At 72.7% G+C, this 18,141-nt stretch carries 16 protein-coding genes and 1 pseudogene; 10 read left to right on the plus strand and 7 right to left on the minus strand.

Annotated elements, in window-relative coordinates; translation table 11 throughout:
* Positions 1 to 218 precede the first annotated feature (218 nt).
* Together pcrA and GA0070609_RS00645 are read left to right on the plus strand one after the other, a co-directional pair.
* Complete coding sequence (gene pcrA / locus GA0070609_RS00640; protein ID WP_088991981.1) at positions 219 to 2,624, plus strand: DNA helicase PcrA; 2,406 nt, start codon at positions 219 to 221, stop codon at positions 2,622 to 2,624.
* A gap of 93 nt (positions 2,625 to 2,717) precedes the next feature.
* Positions 2,718 to 3,812, plus strand: coding sequence for a winged helix DNA-binding domain-containing protein (locus GA0070609_RS00645; RefSeq protein ID WP_088991982.1), 1,095 nt, complete (start codon positions 2,718 to 2,720; stop codon positions 3,810 to 3,812).
* 77 nt (positions 3,813 to 3,889) lie between these two features.
* Here GA0070609_RS00645 and GA0070609_RS00650 read toward each other — a convergent pair whose 3' ends face one another.
* Both GA0070609_RS00650 and GA0070609_RS00655 read right to left on the minus strand, forming a co-directional pair.
* A complete protein-coding gene (locus tag GA0070609_RS00650) occupies positions 3,890 to 4,660 on the minus strand; it encodes a M23 family metallopeptidase (RefSeq protein WP_408630623.1) in 771 nt (256 codons plus the stop codon).
* 271 nt (positions 4,661 to 4,931) lie between these two features.
* Positions 4,932 to 5,642: a M23 family metallopeptidase gene (locus tag GA0070609_RS00655; RefSeq protein WP_088991983.1), complete on the minus strand. Its 711-nt coding sequence runs from the start codon at positions 5,640 to 5,642 to the stop codon at positions 4,932 to 4,934.
* 456 nt (positions 5,643 to 6,098) lie between these two features.
* On the opposite strand from GA0070609_RS00655, the gene GA0070609_RS00660 reads away from it, so the two are divergent.
* From GA0070609_RS00660 to sucD, 3 genes are all read left to right on the plus strand, one after another.
* Positions 6,099 to 6,503, plus strand: coding sequence for a cobalamin B12-binding domain-containing protein (locus GA0070609_RS00660; RefSeq protein WP_088991984.1), 405 nt, complete (start codon positions 6,099 to 6,101; stop codon positions 6,501 to 6,503).
* Between the two features lie 514 nt (positions 6,504 to 7,017).
* Entirely contained in the window at positions 7,018 to 8,196 is a 1,179-nt protein-coding gene (gene sucC / locus GA0070609_RS00665) for an ADP-forming succinate--CoA ligase subunit beta (RefSeq protein WP_088991985.1), read from the plus strand.
* A 2-nt stretch (positions 8,197 to 8,198) separates the two neighbouring features.
* Positions 8,199 to 9,086 (plus strand): succinate--CoA ligase subunit alpha, encoded by an 888-nt coding sequence (gene sucD / locus GA0070609_RS00670; RefSeq protein WP_088991986.1) that lies wholly within the window; start codon positions 8,199 to 8,201, stop codon positions 9,084 to 9,086.
* A gap of 49 nt (positions 9,087 to 9,135) precedes the next feature.
* Here sucD and GA0070609_RS00675 read toward each other — a convergent pair whose 3' ends face one another.
* On the minus strand, positions 9,136 to 9,393 hold the full coding sequence (locus GA0070609_RS00675; RefSeq protein WP_088991987.1) for a hypothetical protein: 258 nt from the start codon (positions 9,391 to 9,393) through the stop codon (positions 9,136 to 9,138).
* A 156-nt stretch (positions 9,394 to 9,549) separates the two neighbouring features.
* Between GA0070609_RS00675 and GA0070609_RS00680 the strand changes: the two genes are divergently transcribed.
* Positions 9,550 to 10,839 (plus strand): cell division protein PerM, encoded by a 1,290-nt coding sequence (locus GA0070609_RS00680; protein WP_088991988.1) that lies wholly within the window; start codon positions 9,550 to 9,552, stop codon positions 10,837 to 10,839.
* A gap of 105 nt (positions 10,840 to 10,944) precedes the next feature.
* Here the strand turns inward: GA0070609_RS00680 and GA0070609_RS00685 are convergent, their stop codons facing one another.
* Positions 10,945 to 11,520, minus strand: a complete 576-nt coding sequence (locus GA0070609_RS00685; protein ID WP_088991989.1) for a DUF4190 domain-containing protein — start codon at positions 11,518 to 11,520, stop codon at positions 10,945 to 10,947.
* Positions 11,521 to 11,545: 25 nt separating this feature from the next.
* Entirely contained in the window at positions 11,546 to 11,845 is a 300-nt protein-coding gene (locus tag GA0070609_RS00690) for a CD225/dispanin family protein (protein ID WP_088991990.1), read from the minus strand.
* A 179-nt stretch (positions 11,846 to 12,024) separates the two neighbouring features.
* Between GA0070609_RS00690 and purN the strand changes: the two genes are divergently transcribed.
* Together purN and purH are read left to right on the plus strand one after the other, a co-directional pair.
* Entirely contained in the window at positions 12,025 to 12,645 is a 621-nt protein-coding gene (gene purN / locus GA0070609_RS00695) for a phosphoribosylglycinamide formyltransferase (RefSeq protein ID WP_088991991.1), read from the plus strand.
* On the plus strand, positions 12,642 to 14,213 hold the full coding sequence (gene purH, locus GA0070609_RS00700; RefSeq protein WP_088991992.1) for a bifunctional phosphoribosylaminoimidazolecarboxamide formyltransferase/IMP cyclohydrolase: 1,572 nt from the start codon (positions 12,642 to 12,644) through the stop codon (positions 14,211 to 14,213). The genes purN and purH overlap by 4 nt, the downstream gene beginning before the upstream one ends.
* Positions 14,214 to 14,292: 79 nt before the next feature.
* Here purH and GA0070609_RS00705 read toward each other — a convergent pair.
* Positions 14,293 to 14,988: pseudogene (locus GA0070609_RS00705) on the minus strand (IS30 family transposase); the annotation flags it as partial.
* Positions 14,989 to 15,157: 169 nt separating this feature from the next.
* Between GA0070609_RS00705 and GA0070609_RS00710 the strand changes: the two are divergent.
* Positions 15,158 to 16,018 carry a bifunctional methylenetetrahydrofolate dehydrogenase/methenyltetrahydrofolate cyclohydrolase gene (locus GA0070609_RS00710; RefSeq protein WP_088991994.1) on the plus strand — a complete coding sequence of 287 codons (861 nt, stop codon included), beginning with the start codon at positions 15,158 to 15,160 and terminating at the stop codon, positions 16,016 to 16,018.
* Between the two features lie 132 nt (positions 16,019 to 16,150).
* A complete protein-coding gene (gene mdh, locus GA0070609_RS00715) occupies positions 16,151 to 17,101 on the plus strand; it encodes a malate dehydrogenase (RefSeq protein WP_088991995.1) in 951 nt (316 codons plus the stop codon).
* Positions 17,102 to 17,263: 162 nt separating this feature from the next.
* On the opposite strand, the gene GA0070609_RS00720 is transcribed toward mdh, so the two are convergent.
* The gene (locus GA0070609_RS00720) at positions 17,264 to 18,058 is read right to left on the minus strand and encodes an MBL fold metallo-hydrolase (RefSeq protein ID WP_231928482.1); all 795 of its coding nucleotides are present in this window, start codon (positions 18,056 to 18,058) and stop codon (positions 17,264 to 17,266) included.
* Positions 18,059 to 18,141 lie beyond the last annotated feature (83 nt).

Raw genomic sequence — 18,141 nt, forward strand, 5'->3', positions numbered from 1 at the left:
CCCGGGGCTTTTTCGTAGGTCTGATCGATCAGGCGCGACCTACGGCTGCCGGACTCCCGGAGCCGTAGTAAAAGTAGAAGCGCTGACCGAACACGCCGTCGAGTATGCCGCCCGGCCCGCGTCCGGCGCAAGGAAACCGGCAACCCGGCTGCCGGCGGCGGCCCGCCGGGCGTCCACGGCGGGGAAGTGTCCGGCCGGCGGCATAGACTCGCCGTGCGATGCATCCTCTCTTCGACATCCCCGCGTCCCCGCCCGCGCCGACGACCACGCCGACGCCTGCGCGGCGGCCCGGGTCCGCCGCTGCCCGCCTGGATCCGCAGGCCCTGCTCACCGGCCTGAACGGGCCGCAGCGCGACGCGGTCACCCACGCCGGCTCGCCGCTGCTGATCGTGGCCGGCGCCGGCTCGGGCAAGACCCGGGTGCTCACCCACCGGATCGCCTACCTGCTCGCCGCGCGCGACGTGCATCCGGGCGAGATCATCGCGATCACCTTCACCAACAAGGCCGCCGGCGAGATGAAGGAGCGGGTGGCCGCCCTGGTCGGGCCGCGCGCCCGGCTGATGTGGGTGTCGACCTTCCACTCCGCGTGCGTCCGCATCCTGCGCGCCGAGCACGAGCACGCCGGGCTGAAGTCAACCTTCTCCATCTACGACGCGGACGACTCGCGCCGGTTGATGCAGCTCGTCGCCCGCGAGTTGGACCTCGACCCGAAGCGCTACCCGGCGCGCGGGCTGGCCGCCCAGGTCTCCAACCTGAAGAACGAGCTGGTCGACCCGGAGGAGTTCGCCGGCCGCGCCAAGGGCCCGAACGAGCGGGCGCTGGCCGAGGCCTACACGCTCTACCAGCGCCGGCTGCGCGAGGCGCACGCGCTGGACTTCGACGACCTGATCATGACGACGGTGCACCTGCTCCAGTCGCACCCGCACGTGGCGGAGAGCTACCGCCGGCGATTCCGGCACGTGCTGGTCGACGAGTACCAGGACACCAACCACGCCCAGTACGTGCTGATCAAGGAGCTGGTCTCCGGCACCGAGGGGGTGGAGCCGGCCGAGCTCTGCGTGGTCGGCGACGCCGACCAGTCGATCTACGCGTTCCGCGGCGCGACGATCCGCAACATCCTGGAGTTCGAGCGGGACTTCACCGACGCCCGGACGATCCTGCTGGAGCAGAACTACCGCTCCACGCAGACCATCCTGAACGCGGCCAACGCGGTGATCGACCGGAACACCTCGCGCAAGCCGAAGCGGCTGTGGAGCGAGGCGGGGGCCGGCGAGCAGATCGTCGGCTACGTCGCCGACACCGAACACGCCGAGGCGGACTGGGTGGCCCGGGAGATCGACCGGCTGGTCGACGCCGGCGACACCCGCCCCGGCGACGTGGCGGTCTTCTACCGCACCAACGCCCAGTCCCGGGTCTTCGAGGAGGTGTTCATCCGGGTCGGCCTCCCCTACAAGGTGGTCGGCGGGGTGCGCTTCTACGAGCGCAAGGAGGTCCGCGACGCGCTGGCCTATCTGCGCGCCGTGGTCAACGACGACGACACGGTCAGCCTGCGCCGGGTGCTGAACACCCCGCGCCGGGGCATCGGCGACCGCGCCGAGGCGTGCGTGGAGGCGCTCTCCAGCCGCGACCGGATCTCCTTCGGCGCCGCACTGCGCCGGGCCAAGGACGCGCCGGGCATCTCCACCCGGGCGGCCAACGGGATCGCCGAGTTCGTCGCCCTGCTCGACGGGGCGCGTGAGCTGGCCGAGACCGGCACCCCCGAGGAGGTGCTGGAGGCGTTGCTGACCCGCTCGGGCTACCTCACCGAGCTGGAGGAGAGCCTGGATCCGCAGGACGCCGGCCGGGTCGACAACCTCCAGGAACTGGTCAGCGTCGCCCGGGAGTACACCGAGCGGGTCGAGGCGCTCGGCGCCGAGGGGGAACGGGCCACCGTGGCCGGCTTCCTGGAGCAGGTCGCGCTGGTCGCCGACGCCGACCAGGTGCCCACCGACGACCCCGACCACCAGGGCGTGGTCACCCTGATGACGCTGCACACCGCCAAGGGGCTGGAGTTCCCGGTGGTGTTCCTGACCGGGCTGGAGGACGGCGTCTTCCCGCACCTGCGCTCGCTCGGCGACACCCGCGAGCTGGAGGAGGAGCGTCGGCTGGCGTACGTGGGCATCACCCGGGCCCGGCAGCGCCTCTACCTCTCCCGGGCGGTCACCCGCTCGGCGTGGGGCGCCCCGGCCTACAACCCGCCCTCCCGGTTCGTCGAGGAGCTGCCGCCGGAGCTGGTGCGCTGGGAGCGCACCGAGGGGTCGTACACCTCGTGGGGTGGCGGAGGCGGCGGCGTCGGCGGCCGCGCGGACCGCACGCCCGGCGGGCGTGGCGGCTTCACCGGCGGTACGCCCAAGGCGGCGCAGCTGGCCAAGCGGCTCGGCGTCGACGGCAGCCGGCTCGCCACCGCGAGCGAGCTGCCGCAGGGGCCGAAGGTGGCCGCCGGCGACCGGGTCAACCACCAGCGCTACGGGCTGGGCCGGGTGCTCGCGGTGGAGGGGCACGGCCCGAGCGCCCGGGCGCAGATCGACTTCGGCGACCAGACGATGTGGCTGGTGCTGCGGCACGCGCCGCTCGACAAGCTCTGAGCGCGTCGCCCGGCCTGGCGGTGACGGAGGTCCTGACGCGGATGGGCCGGTACGGGTAGGGAAAGTGTCTGGGGTGGGCGATAGCGTTCCGCCATGAGCGTGCTCGATCGCCGCGCCCTCAACCGGTCGCTTCTGGCCCGCCAGCTTCTGCTGCAGCGGCACGACATGCCGGTCGTCGACGCGCTTGAACACCTGGTGGGGTTGCAGGCGCAGGAGCCCCTGGAGCCGTACGTCGGGTTGTGGAGCCGGCTGGCCGGCTTCCAGCCGCCGGCGCTGGCCGAGCTGCTGCTGAGCCGCGGGGCGGTCCGCACTCTGCTGATGCGCCGCACCCTGCACCTGGTGACCGCGCGCGACTGCCTCGCGTTGCGGCCCGTGCACCAGGCAATGCTGGTCTCACGCATGTGGTCGACGTTGCGCCGGGTGCTGCCCGGGGTCGACCTCGACGAGCTGACCAAACTGGGCCGGCCGCTGTTCGAGGAGCGGCCGCGGATGCTGACCGAGGCGGCCCGCGCCATCGCCGACCGCTGGCCAGGGGTGGAGCCGCGCTGGCTGGGCGACGCGCTCAGCACGCTCGTGCCGCTCGTACAGGTGCCACCCCGCGGCGTCTGGGGCGAGCGCGGCGCCGCGTACAACACCACGATCGAGGCGTGGCTGGGCCGCCCGCTGGAGCCGGCGTCGCCTGCCACCGTCGACGCGCTGGTCCTGCGCTACCTCGCCGCCTACGGCCCGGCGGCCAGCGCTGACATCCGCGCATGGTCGGGGCTGAGCGGGCTGCGGGAGTCCATCCAGCGGTTGCGACCGTCGTTGCGGACGTTCCGCGACGAGCGCGGCCGCGAGCTGCTCGACGTGCCCGACGGCGCGCTGCCCGACCCGGAGACCCCGGCGCCGCCGCGCTTCCTGCCGGCGTTCGACAACGCGGTGCTCGGCTACGACGACCGCAGCCGCGTCATCGACGCCGAGCATCGCGGGCTGAGCGTCACGGGTGCCCGCTTCCTGCTGGTCGACGGCCGGGTCGCTGGCACCTGGGCGGTCACCGTCGACGACGGCGCGGCGACGTTGCGGGTCACGCCGCTGCGCACTTTCACGACGGGCGAGCGCGACGCCGTCGTCGCCGAGGGCGAGAGCCTGCTGACCATGTTCCAGACCGAGCCACGGCACGCCAACCACGTCTTGATCACGGACGCTTGACGCAGGTGTGGGCTGGTGCGGCGCGTGCCCGCGTGAGCACCGCATCGAACGCTTGGAGCAGACGAGACCTACCGGGGTCAGCAGGCCACGTCGATGCCTCGGGCGCGCAGGAACGGCGCGGGGTCGATCTGGTTCCACATCTGCCCCTTGTGCACCTCGAAGTGCAGGTGCGGGCCGGTGGAGTCGCCGGTGGAACCCTCGTAGCCGATGACCTCGCCGGCGCTGACCTTGTCACCCACGCCGACCGCGGTGCGGCTCTGGTGCGCGTAGTGGGTCAGGTAGCCGTTGCCGTGGTCGATGAAGACCGAGATGCCGTACCCGTCGCCGGCGTCGCCGGCCTTGACCACGGTGCCGCCGAAGGCAGCGCGGATCGGGGTGCCGGCGGGCATGGCGAAGTCGATGCCGGCGTGCAGGGTGCCCCACCGCTGGCCGTAGCAGGAGGTGATCTCGGCGCCCTTCATCGGGATGACCCAGGTCGGCTTGGGCTTGGCCTTCGGCTTCGGCTTGCTGGTGGTCGCCTTCGGGCTGGGCTTTGCGGAGGGGCTGGCCGTCGACGGGCTGGGCGCGGGGCTGGTGGGGGTGGCGCTCGGGGTGACCGGTGCCGTCGACTCCCGGTCGGACCGGTCGGCGCGGGCGGCGGCCTCGGCCCGGGCCTGCGCGTCCAGGGACACGGCGGCCGGGGTGCCGTCGTCGGCGCCGGTGGTCGCCACGGCGACGCCGCCGAGGCCGAGGGCGACCAGGACCGCCGCCGCGAGGACCACCTGCCGGGTGCGCCCGCCCATCCGCCGCCGGTGCCGGGCTGGCGCGTTCGGGGTCTTCTCGTTCTGGATGGAGCTGTCTTCCTGCACGGTTGACCTTCACAGTCGAGGGGCACTTGACCTCGAAATACTGGTGTCGGCCCGATCCGCGCCGGGTACCGGGAGGATGGCGGCGCCGTCGGCCGCTGGCGCCGAGAGGCCCCTTGTCCCTCTCTGGGGTCATACGTCCGGATAAGTGATCATGCGGGTGGGTGCTCTGCGTCACACCGTCAACTGTGACCCGGGAGACTTTGTCGGCCCACGGGCAACGAAAAACCGCCCGGATCGGCAGATCCGGGCGGTCATCGGTCGGTACGCAGCGTCAGGAAGCGGCTACCTCGTTGTAGATTGCCTCGACCTGTAGCTGGATGTCCACTCCGCGCTCCTGGAGGTAGGGCACCGGGTCGCGCGGCTCGCCCTTGACATGGATCTCCAGGTGCAGGTGGGAGCCGTAGGAGTGGCCGGTGTTGCCGACCAGGCCGAGCTGGTCGCCCGCCTTGACCTGCTGCCCCACCTGGACGCTCAGTGCCTGCGAGTGGCCGTAGATGGCCTCGCTGCCGTCGGAGTGCTGGACGATCACCGTGTAGCCGTAGCCGCCGAACCAGCCGGCGGTGGTGACGGTGCCGTCGTGGATGGCGACGTACGGGGTGCCCTCGGGGGCGACCAGATCGACGCCGGTGTGCATCTTGCCCCAGCGCACGCCGTAGGGGGACTTGAAGTCGTAGCCCTGCAGCGGCAGCAGCCAGACCTCGGGCTCCGCGGCCTCCTCGGCGCGCCCGCTGTCACGGGAGGCGCGCTCGGCGGAGTCGGCGCGGGCGGCCGCGTCCTGACTCAGCGTGGAGGCCGCCTTGAGTTCGTCGAGGACCGACGGGTTGACGCTCTTCGCGTCCGGCATGGCTCCCGCGCCGAGGGCCACCACACCGGCTCCGACGAACGCGGTGGTGACGACGGCGGCGTAGCGGCTCCGCGGGGGGGTGGGTACGCGGCGGCGACCGCGATATCGATCGGGCTCAGACGACAGGCGCTGGCGCACGCACACCCTCCGTTGTCGGGGTCTCGAAGCGGTCGGACCGGCGTTCGTGAAGCCGTGGTGAACGTCTGCTGACCGCGTCGCCACCCGTCCGTGGACCTGATGACAACCGTGGACACGTTAGCCAACCACCAGACGAGTCACAAGCCGGAGCGCCGAATTGGTGCTGCGTTCTGTCCAAATGCGTCCGTGATTGTCATGCCTCGTACCCGTCGATCGGCGCCCCCGTTACTGCCCGTTCGTCGCGGAGCGTGACCGAACGGCGGAGTCGTCCGGCTTGACGGCGGCGGCTCAACCGGCCTGCGGACCGGGATTCCCGCGACCGCGGCCGAGCGGCCACGAACCCCGTCCGCCGTCGCCGGCGCGGTACCGGCTGTGCGGCCCGGATTTCCGGGGGCCGGGCCGGCGGGTTACCGTTCGTTCAGGTCAAGCCGCGGAGCCGGTGAAAGGGATGCGCAGATGAGCTCTCGTGTTCGGGTCGTCGTCGCCAAGCCGGGCCTGGACGGCCACGACCGCGGCGCCAAGGTCGTCGCGCGTGCCCTCCGGGACGCCGGCATGGAGGTCGTCTACACCGGTCTGCACCAGACCCCGGAGCAGATCGTGGAGGCCGCGATCCAGGAGGACGCCGACGGCATCGGGCTCTCGGTGCTCTCCGGTGCGCACATGACGCTCTTCCGCCGGGTGCTGGAGCTGCTGGCCGAGCGGGACGCCCGGGACATCGTGGTGTTCGGCGGCGGCATCATCCCGGACGCCGACATCCCCGAGCTGGAGCAGCTCGGCGTCGCCAAGATCTTCACGCCGGGCGCCACCACCCAGTCCATCGTCGACTGGGTGCGGGCGAACGTGGCGCAGCCGGTCGGCTGACCTCTCCGGGGCTGCCCGCCTCGGCCTCGGCGGCAGGCAGCCCGGCAGGATGCCGGAGCGGGGCGCTGGGCGGAAGCCGGGCGGTGCGCCCGAGCCGGGCGCTGACGGCGGGCCGGCGGGACGCGGACACGGGGGAGGGGCCGGACGCACCCCTCACACGTCCGGCCCCTCTATGCACGATGCCCCGCCGCCACCCCTCGACCGACAGGGCATCGGCCGTCTCCCGTCTTCGCGCTGAGCAGCGCTCCGACACCTGACTCAACGACGCCCCCGGCGGGGGGTTACGCACCCGCCTGAACATCCCCCGGATGGTTGACGGCGGGGCGAACGGAGGCCCGCCCGGCGACGGCTGTGCATTACCGCACACCGCGCACCCGCTCGGTTGCCGGCGGTGCCCACCTCGCTAGGCTGCGCCCAATGGCCTGCTTCAACTGATGACAGGCGTCAAACTGTTTTCCATAACGCTGGTGGCGGCGCGACGGCGCGCCGCGGAGACGGGACGGGACGCGCAAACGTGGACCTGTACGAGTACCAGGGGCGGGACCTGTTCGAGCGGCACGGCTTGCCCGTGCTCGCCGGCGGCGTCGCCACGACCCCGGAGGAGGCCCGCGCGATCGCCGAACGCCTCGGCGGTCGGGTGGTCGTCAAGGCGCAGGTGAAGGTCGGCGGCCGGGGCAAGGCCGGCGGCGTCAAGCTGGCCGAGGGCGCGGAGGAGACGGTGGCCCGGGCCACCGACATCCTCGGCATGGACATCAAGGGCCACACCGTCCACAAGGTCATGATCACCGTGACCGCGGACGTGGCTGAGGAGTACTACTTCTCCTACCTGCTGGACCGGGCGAACCGCACCTTCCTCTGCATCGCCAGCGTCGCCGGCGGCATGGACATCGAACAGGTCGCCGCGGAGACCCCGGAGAAGGTCGTCAAGGCCCCGATCGACGCGGTCGAGGGCGTGGACGAGGCCAAGGCGCGCGAGATCGTCACCGCCGCCGGCTTCCCGGCCGAGGTCGCCGACCAGGTCGTCGAGGTCGCCGTGGGGCTGTGGAAGGCCTTCGTCGCCGAGGACGCCACCCTGGTCGAGGTGAACCCGCTGGCCAAGACCGGCGACGGCAAGCTGCTGCTGCTCGACGCCAAGATCAGCCTGGACGAGAACGCCGCGTTCCGGCACCCGGACCACGAGGCGCTGGTCGACCAGGCCGCGGTGGACCCGCTGGAGCAGGCCGCCAAGGAGAAGGACCTCAACTACGTCAAGCTCGACGGTGAGGTCGGCATCATCGGCAACGGCGCGGGTCTGGTCATGTCGACCCTCGACGTGGTCGCGTACGCCGGTGAGCGGCACGGTGGCGTCAAGCCGGCCAACTTCCTCGACATCGGCGGCGGCGCGAGCGCCGCGGTGATGGCGAACGGGCTGGAGATCGTCCTCTCCGACCCGTCGGTCAAGAGCGTCTTCGTCAACGTCTTCGGCGGCATCACCGCCTGCGACGCGGTCGCCAACGGCATCGTGCAGGCGCTGGAGCTGCTGAAGCAGCGCGGCGAGCAGGTCACCAAGCCGCTCGTCGTCCGGCTCGACGGCAACAACGCCGAGGCCGGCCGGGCGATCCTCGACGGCGCTAACAACCCGCTGATCGAGCGGGTCGACACCATGGATGGCGCGGCCGAGCGGGCCGCCGAGCTGGCCGCTGCGGGGGTCTGACAATGGCTATCTGGCTGACCAAGGACTCGAAGGTCATCGTGCAGGGGATGACCGGCTCCGAGGGTTCCAAGCACACCCGGCGGATGCTCGCCGCGGGCACCACCATCGTCGGCGGCGTCAACCCGCGCAAGGCGGGCCAGACGGTCGACTTCGACGGCACCGAGCTGCCGGTCTTCGCCGGCGTCGCGGACGCGATGAAGGAGACCGGGGCGGACGTCACGGTCATCTTCGTGCCGCCGCAGTTCACCAAGGCCGCGGTGATCGAGGCGATCGACGCCGGCATCGAGCTGGCCGTGGTGATCACCGAGGGCGTGCCGGTGCACGACACCGCCGCGTTCTGGGCGTACAACGTGGCCAAGGGCGGCAAGACCCGGATCATCGGCCCGAACTGCCCCGGCATCGCCTCGCCGGGCGCCTCCAACGCGGGCATCATCCCGGCCGACATCACCGGCTCCGGCCGGATCGGCCTGGTCAGCAAGAGCGGCACGCTGACCTACCAGATGATGTACGAGCTGCGCGACATCGGCTTCTCCACCTGCGTCGGCATCGGCGGCGACCCGATCATCGGCACCACGCACATCGACGCCCTGGCCGCGTTCGAGGCCGACCCGGACACCGACGCGATCGTCATGATCGGTGAGATCGGCGGCGACGCCGAGGAGCGGGCCGCCGAGTTCATCAAGGCGAACGTGACCAAGCCGGTGGTCGGCTACATCGCCGGCTTCACCGCCCCGCCCGGCAAGACCATGGGGCACGCGGGCGCCATCATCTCCGGCTCGGCGGGCACCGCCGAGGCGAAGAAGGAGGCCCTGGAGGCGGTCGGGGTCAAGGTCGGCAAGACGCCGACCGAGACCGCGCGCCTGATGCGGGAGATCATGTCCGCCGGCTGACCGGACGGCTGACGAGCTGAGGGGGGTCGACCGGGTCCGGTCGGCCCCCTCAGTCGTTCCAGCCCGGGTAGTTCCCGGTGGCCCGCAGGATCGCGCTGCCGATGATGTTGATCACGCCGAAGGTGATGGCCAGGTAACCCAGCACCGGCGACTGGCCGGACCGCTTCGCGTCGCGGATGGACAGCCAGCCGAAGATGATGCCCAGGATGCCGCAGCAGAGCAGGCCGGTGATGATGCCCAGGATGCCCCAGAGGGTGGTGCGGTCCCGACCGCGGGCGGGCGGCGGCGGTGGATACGGAGCGTTCACGGCTTGCCTCCGGGCGGTCGGTGCCGCGACTGCCGTCGCGTCCTGGGCCGAGGCTAAACCGGATCCGGAGCCGACGGCGGTGGATCACGGAACTCGCCGCCGGCACGGGGCGGTATCGGACTGCCGTCGCCCGCGCGGCATGCCAGAGTAGACGTGATGTCCTCCGTCACCCCTGACCAGCCCAGCCGTCCCGTCGACGTCGGCCCCGACACCCGGCCGTCCGGCCGGGCCGGTGCGGGTCGGCGGGTGCCCGCCCCCCGGGCCGGGGAGCCGCCCCGCCGCCGGGCGCCGCTCGCCGTCGCCGCCGGGGTGGCCGCCGGGTGGGCGGCGATCACCTCGTGCCTGCCGGTCGTCGTCGTGCTCTGGCTGTTCCAGCTCAGCGAGGACGCCGCGTCGCTGCTCGGTGCGGTACGCGCCGGGCTGGCCGGCTGGCTGCTCGGGCACGGGGTCCCGCTGGCCACCGGCGCCGGCCCGGTCGCGCTGGCCCCGCTGGCGCTCACCGCGCTGGCGTTCTGGCGGCTGACCCGGGCGGGCGTGCACACCAGCCGGGCGATCGGCGCCCGCGGCAGCCGGTCGGTACCCCGGGCGGTCACCGCCGCCGGTGCGGTGGGCATCGCGTACGCCGTGCTGGGCGCGCTCGCCGCGCTCGCGGTCGGCACCGGCGGGCCCGGCGTGTCGCCGGTGCGGGCGGGGGTGACGCTCGGCGTGTTCGGCGGGCTCGCCGCCCTGGTCGGTGCCGCCCGCACCACCGGGGTGGCCGGCCTGCTCGCCGCACGCGCCCCGGCGCCGCTGCGGGACGCGCTCCGTACCGGCCTGGTCGCCGGGCTGCTGCTGCTCGCCGCGGGCGGCGGAGCGGCCGGGCTGGCCGTGGCGACCGGAGGCGGGGACGCCGCCGACATGATCGGCGCATACCGCACCGGGGTGGCCGGGCAGGCCGGGATCACGCTGGTCAGCCTCGCCTACGCGCCGAACGCCACGGTCTGGTCGGCCAGCTACCTGCTCGGCCCGGGCTTCGCGATGGGCACCGACACGGCGGTACGCACCAGCGAGGTCTCGGTCGCCGCGCTGCCGGCCGTACCGCTGCTGGCGGGGCTGCCGCGCGGGCCGGTCGACGGGCTCGGCGCCGGGCTGCTCGCGGTGCCGGTCCTCGCCGGGATGGCGGCCGGCTGCCTGCTGGCCCGCCGGCTGGTCCGGCTGGCCGCCGAGGAACGGGCGACGCTGCGCTGGGCCGGACTGCTCGGGCCGGCGGCGCTCGCCGGGCCGGTGGCCGGCCTGCTGCTCGGCGCGGCGGCCGCCGCCTCCGCCGGCCCGCTCGGCGGCGGCCGGCTGGCCGAGATCGGCCCGGTCGGCTGGCAGGTGGCCGCCGTGGCGACCGCGGTGATCGGGGTCGGCGCGCTGCTCGGCGCCGCCACCACCAAGGTGCTCGCCCGCCCCGCCGCGCGCTGAGCGCCACGCCGACCGCGCCGCCGGGCGGCGTCGGGCTGGGGGCGACCCGGCGGACGGCGAGGGGCGCCCCGGACGGATCCGGGACGCCCCTGTCTCGTGCGGTGCTCAGGACTGGGTCGGCAGGGCCACGTTGGCCACGACTCCCAGGATGATGAGCAGGATGCCGAGTCCGGCGCCGACGGCGCCGCAGATCAGGCCCGCCTTGGCCTGGCCGGCGTTGGACGCCAGCCCCTGGTCGGCCTTCTGCTTGCCCAGGTAACCGGTCACCACGGCGGCGATGCCGACCGGGATGCCCAGGTAGAAGCAGCAGACCAGCGGGATCGACGCGATGCCGAGGATCAGCGACACCAGGCCGAGGGTGTTCTGCTGGCCCTGCCCCTGCGGGTAGCCCGCGTTCGGGTAGGACGGCGCGGCGCCGTACGGCTGCTGCTGCTGGGCGTACGGGTCCTGGTACGGCTGCTGCTGGCCGTACGGCTGGCCCGAGGTGGGCTGCTGGCCGTACGGCGCGGCCGGCGGCTGGCCGTAGGGGTCGCTCGGCTGGCCGTAGGGCTGGCCGGAGGTGGGCTGCTGACCGTACGGGGCGGCCGGCGGCTGGGCGTAGGGGTCGTTGGGCTGGCCGTAGGGCTGGCCCGAGGTGGGCTGCTGGCCGTACGGGTCCTGACCGGGCTGTCCGGGCTGCATGTGGAGGCTCCTCGCTTGGGGTCGGTCAGTTGGTGCTGCTGGTGTCGGCGCCAATCAGCCCGGCGAGGCCGCCGAGCAGGCAGCACACCAGGACGATCACGTACCAGCCGATGCCGACGATCAGGGCCCACTTGGACCACTTCTTCGACTCGGCGGCGGCGGCCTGCGCGCCGGCGTAGTCACCCTGCTGGAGCAGCGGGTTGACCTTGGAGGCGTTGATGATGGCCGGGATGGCCAGCGGCCAGAACAGGAAGATCGCGACGATCGACATCGTCATGTTGTTGTTGATCTGCGGCGGCTGCTGGGGCTGGTATCCGGGCTGCATCGTGGGGGACTCCTCATTCCATCGACACGGCTCGCGTGCCGGTTCACTGACGGGTGCGGGCCGGACGTGCGCCTAGCCCGAGCGACGGGCAGCGTACCTGGTTCCGGCCAGCTTGGCTGTCAGCGAATGTCGTGCCGCCCAACGGATGGGCGCGCTGACCTGCCGGATAGGGTGACCGGGTGACCGAGCCCGCGTCCGCAGCCCGCATCGTCGTCCTGGTCTCCGGCTCCGGAAGCAACCTCCAGGCGCTGTTGGACGCGTGCGCCGATCCCTCGTACGGCGCGCGGGTGGTGGCCGTCGGCGCCGACCGGCACGGCACCGGTGGCGTGCAGCGGGCCGCGGCGGCCGGCGTGCCGACCTTCGTGGACGAGCTGAAGGCGTACCCCTCCCGGGAGGACTGGGACGCCGCGCTCACCGGGCACGTCGCCGAGCACCGGCCCGACCTGGTCATCTCCGCCGGTTTCCTCAAGTTGGTCGGCCCGCACTTCCTGGCCGAGTTCGGCGACCGCTACCTCAACACGCACAACACGCTGCTGCCGGCGTTCCCCGGCATCCACGGCCCGCGCGACGCCCTCGCCTACGGCGTGAAGATCACCGGGGCCACCCTCTTCTTCGTCGACGCCGGGATGGACACCGGCCCGATCGTCGCGCAGGTCGCCGTGCCGGTGCACGACGACGACGATGTGGCGACGCTCACCGAGCGCATCAAGGAAGCCGAGCGGCGCCAGCTCGTCGAGCAGGTGGGCCGACTGGTCCGTGAAGGTTGGACGATCACCGGAAGAAAGGTCACGGTTCCGTGAGTTCCACTCAGGACGAGCGCCGCCCGATCAAGCGGGCGCTGGTCAGCGTCTACGACAAGACCGGCCTGGTCGAGCTGGCCCGGGCCCTGCACGCGGCCGGGGTGGAGATCGTCTCGACCGGGAGCACGGCGGCCACCATCGCCGGGGCCGGGGTGCCGGTGACCCCGGTGGAGACGGTGACCGGTTTCCCGGAGATCCTCGACGGCCGGGTCAAGACCCTGCACCCGAAGATCCACGGTGGACTCCTGGCCGACCTGCGCAAGGAGTCGCACACCGGCCAGCTCGACGAGCACGGCATCGCCGGGATCGACCTGCTGGTGTCCAACCTCTACCCGTTCCAGGCCACTGTCGCCTCCGGCGCGTCGGACGACGAGTGCGTGGAGCAGATCGACATCGGCGGTCCCGCGATGGTCCGGGCGGCGGCCAAGAACCACGCCTCGGTCGCCGTGGTCACCGACCCGGCGGCGTACCCGGCGCTGCTGGCCGCGCTCGACGAGGGCGGTTTCACGCTGGCCCAGCGCCGCGCCCTGGCCGCCCGTGCCTTCGCCGACATCGCCGAGTACGACGTCGCCGTCGCCGAGTGGTTCGCCACCACGCTGGCCCCGCCCGCCGACGGCTGGCCGCGGTTCGCCGGGCTGGCCCTGCGCCGCGAGGCGGTGCTGCGCTACGGCGAGAACCCGCACCAGGAGGCCGCCGTGTACGCCGACCCGGCCAGCCCGCCCGGGCTGGCCCAGGCCGAGCAGCTGCACGGCAAGGAGATGTCCTACAACAACTACGTCGACGCGGACGCCGCCTGGCGGGCCGCGAACGACTTCCCGGACCAGCCGGCGGTGGCGATCATCAAGCACGCCAACCCGTGCGGGATCGCGGTCGGCGCGGACGTGGCCGAGGCGCACAGCCGGGCGCACGCCTGCGACCCGGTCTCCGCGTACGGCGGGGTGATCGCGGTGAACCGCCCGGTGAGCGTGGAGATGGCCCGGCAGGTCGCCGAGATCTTCACCGAGGTGGTGGTGGCGCCCGGCTACGACGACGGCGCGCTGGAGATCCTCCAGGCCAAGAAGAACGTGCGGCTGCTGCGCGCGCCGGAGTACGCCCCGCTGCCGGCGGAGTGGCGGCAGGTCACCGGCGGCGTGCTGGTGCAGCTGCGGGACCGGATCGACGCCACCGGCGACGACCCGGCGAACTGGCGACTCGCCACCGGCGAGGCGGCCGACGAGGCCACCCTGCGGGACCTGGTCTTCGCCTGGCGGGCGGTGCGTGCGGTGAAGAGCAACGCGATCCTGCTGGCGAAGGACGGCGCCTCGGTCGGTGTCGGGATGGGCCAGGTCAACCGGGTCGACTCCGCGCAGCTGGCGGTCAGCCGGGCCGGCGCGGACCGGGCGCGCGGCTCGGTCGCCGCCTCCGACGCGTTCTTCCCGTTCGCCGACGGTCCGAAGATCCTCATCGAGGCCGGCGTGCGGGCGATCGTCCAGCCCGGCGGCTCGATCCGCGACGAGGAGGTCATCGCCGCCTGCAAGCAGGCCGGCGTCACTATGTACCTCACCGCCACCCGCCACTTCTTCCACTGACCCGCAGCCCCTGCGGGGCCGTCGATCATGAAGTTGTTGCCACGACGCGCCGCTTGGGGTCAAGGGGTGAGTGCAATCGTTAGGTGGCGATGAGGTGGTCCAGGCGTTCGGCTGGGGTTGCCCAGTCGAGCGTCTGGCGGGGGCGGGTGTTCAGTTCGTGGGCGACTTCATCGAGGCCGGCCTGGTCGATGGTGCGGAAGTCGTAGCTGCCTTTGGGGAAGCATTGGCGCAGTAGGCCGTTGGTGTTCTCGTTGCTGCCGCGTTGCCAGGGGCTGTGCGGGTCGCAGAAGTAGACCGGGCAGCCGGTGGTGACGGTGAAGCGGGCGTGAGCGGCCAGTTCGTTGCCCTGGTCCCAGGTCAGGGAGCGGCGCAGATGCGCCAGTAGCCGGCCGGCCAGGGCGGTCAGGACACTGATGACGGAGTTGGTGTCTCGGCCCTCGGGCAGGGCGCCGAGCATGACGTATCGGGTGGCGCGTTCCACCAGAGTCACGATCGCTGACCGGCCGGCCTTGCCGATGACCAGGTCACCTTCGCAGTGCCCAGGCACCGCCCGGTCGGTGGCCTCGGCGGGACGGGCACTGATGTGCAGGTCCCCGATCCAGGGGCGGCGACCCCGATCCGCTGCCGCCACCCGCGACTGGGAACGCCGATCGGCCCGTCCCGAGCGCAGGGCGACCTGCCGAGTCAGCTCCTCGCGCAGGCCGCCCCGCGACTGCACATAGATCGCCTGGTAGATCGTTTCGTGCGACACCCACAACTCCGGCCGGTCGGCGAACGTGGCCCGCAACCACGCGGCGATCACCGTCCGGATCGGGTTATGGCCGGATTCACAGTCGATTACTCAGCGTGACAGATGATCCATGACTCGGCGTAATCGACCACCGGTGGTGGTCGGTTGATCGGGGTCATCGGCTGGAAGCCGTCCGCCGTGAGACGATCTGGGCGTGACGGCGACGCTTCTGGACGGCAAGGCGACCGCGGCCGAGATCAAGGACGAGCTGCGCGTGCGGGTCAAGGCGCTGGCCGAACGGGGCATCACGCCGGGGCTGGGCACGGTGCTGGTCGGCGCCGATCCGGGCTCGCAGGCGTACGTCGACGGCAAGCACCGTGACTGCGCGGAGGTGGGGATCGCCTCGATCCGTCGGGAACTGCCCGCCGACGCTACCCAGCAGCAGGTCGACGAGGTGCTCGCCGAGCTGAACGCCGATCCGGCCTGCCACGGGTACATCGTCCAGCTGCCGCTGCCGGCCCACCTGGACACCCAGCGGGTGCTGGAGCTGATCGACCCGGAGAAGGACGCCGACGGCCTGCACCCGGTGAACCTGGGCCGGCTGGTGCTCGGCTACGATGCCCCGCTGCCGTGCACCCCGCGCGGCATCGTCGAGCTGCTGCGCCGGCACGACGTGGCGTTGCGCGGGGCGAAGGTCGCCGTGGTCGGCCGGGGCAACACGGTCGGCCGTCCGCTCGGCCTGCTGCTCACCCGGCGCAGCGAGAACGCCACCGTGACGTTGTGCCACACCGGCACCCTCGACCTGGCCGCGCACACCCGGGCCGCGGACATCGTGATCGTGGCGGCCGGGGTGCCCGGGCTGCTCACCGCCGACATGGTCGACCCGGGTGCGGTGGTGGTCGACGTGGGCATCACCCGGGTGGTCGGTCCGGACGGCAAGGGCCGCTACACCGGCGACGTGGCCCCGGAGGTCGCCGAGGTGGCCGGAGCGCTGGTGCCGATGCCGGGTGGTGTCGGCCCGATGACCCGGGCCATGCTGCTCACCAACGTGGTCGAGCGCGCCGAGCGGGGCTGACCGGGCGCGGGCGCCGGCCCGGCGAGGCGGCTTCCGCCCATCGGGGTCATAACCGTCCGCCCCTGGCCGGATCGGTGCCAGGATGACTGATACGGTCCGGAAAACCGACTGGTATCAGGGAGTGGGACGACCATGGGTAAGAAGGTCACTGTCGTCGGCGCCGGCTTCTACGGCTCGACCACCGCACAGCGCCTGGCCGAGTACGACGTCTTCGACACCGTCGTGATCACCGACATCGTGGAGGGCAAGCCCGCCGGTCTCGCCCTGGACCTCAACCAGTCGCGGGCCATCGAGGGCTTCGAGACCAAGGTGGTCGGCGTGACCACCGGCCCGAACGGCGAGGGCTACGAGGCGATCGAGGGCTCGGACGTCGTGGTCATCACCGCCGGCCTGCCCCGCAAGCCGGGCATGAGCCGGATGGACCTGCTGGAGACGAACGCCAAGATCGTCCGTCAGGTCGCCGAGAACGTCGCCAAGTACGCCCCGAACGCCGTCGTCATCGTGGTCTCCAACCCGCTCGACGAGATGACCGCGCTGGCCCAGATCGCCACCCAGTTCCCGAAGAACCGAGTGCTCGGCCAGGCCGGCATGCTCGACACCGCCCGGTTCACCAACTTCGTGGCGGAGGCGCTGAACGTACCGGTGAAGTCGGTGAAGACGCTGACCCTCGGCTCGCACGGCGACACCATGGTGCCGGTGCCGTCGAAGAGCACGGTGAACGGCAAGCCGCTGCGCGACGCGATGCCGGCCGAGCAGATCGAGGAGCTGGTCGTCAAGACCCGCAACGGTGGCGCCGAGGTGGTCGCGCTGCTCAAGACCGGTTCGGCGTACTACGCCCCGTCGGCCGCCGCCGCTCGGATGGCCAAGGCGGTCGCCGAGGACTCCGGCGAGGTCATGCCGGTCTGCGCCTGGGTCGACGGCCAGTACGGCATCGCCGGCGTCTACCTGGGCGTCGAGGCCGAGATCGGCGCCGAGGGCGTCAAGCGGGTCGTCGAGACCGACCTGGACGCCGACGAGCTGGCCAGCCTCAAGGAGGCCGCCGAGGCCGTCCGCGCCAAGCAGGCTGACGTCGCCAACATGTGACCTGAGCACCACCCGCGAAGGGGCACGCCGGATCCCGGCGTGCCCCTTCCGCGTCTCCGCCCCCGCCCCTCCCCGTCGATCATGAAGTTGTTGCCCTCCGCGCCGGCGGGTCGCGGCAACAACTTCATGATCAACGCGCCTCCAGGGTGAGGAAGGGTGGGGTCAGGTGGGGGGTGGCCAGGGTGGTGGGGGGTGGGAGGCGAGGGTGGGGGTGAGGGTGGTCAGGAGGGTGGTGCGGGAGGTGCGGGCGGCCGCCGGGTCCATCTCGTGGGCGTACGCCAGGGTCGGATCGACCAGTTGGACGGCGTGCACCAGCAGGTCGCCGGTGAGCAGCAGGCGCTCGTCCCCGCCGTCGAGCAGCACGCACTGGTGTCCGGGGGTGTGCCCGGGCGTCGGCAGCAGCCGTACGCCCGGCGCGATGGTGGCCTCGCCGTCGACCGCCCGGAGCTGGCCGGCGGCGCGCAACGGCGCGACCAGGCCGGCCGGCAGGCCCGGGGTGATCGACCCGATCGCGTCCAGCTCGGCCCGCTGGACGAGGTAGTCGGCGTTCGGGAAGTACGGCGTGCCCGGCGAACCGGTGACCGCCCAGCCGATGTGGTCGCTGTGCAGGTGGGTGAGCACCACGGTGCGGACGTCGGCCGGTTCGATGCCGGCGGCGGCCAGCTCGGCGGGGAGCCGGCCGGGCACCGGCGCCCAACTGGCCGCGGCGGAGCCGGCCGGGCCGATGCCCGCGTCGACCAGGGTGACCGGCCCGTCCCCGACCCGCAGGGCGAAGCTGCGGAAGCGGAGCCACCACCGCCCGTCGGCGGTGACCGAGCCCGGGTCCAGTTGGTCGGCGGCGCGCCACTGCTCCGCCGTGGCGTGCGGGAACGCCTCCTCGCGGGGCTGGAAGAACGGCCCCTCGCCGTCGGTGAGCGCGGTGACCGTGATAGACCCGAGGGTGCGGTTCGGCGGCATCGGGCGATGGTGCCACCGATCCCGCTGGTCGGGCATCCCCGTTTTCCCGCGCCCGCATCCGGGCAGGTCAGCGCGCCGACGGA

Source organism: Micromonospora echinaurantiaca, assembly GCF_900090235.1.
GTDB classification, from domain to species: domain Bacteria; phylum Actinomycetota; class Actinomycetes; order Mycobacteriales; family Micromonosporaceae; genus Micromonospora; species Micromonospora echinaurantiaca.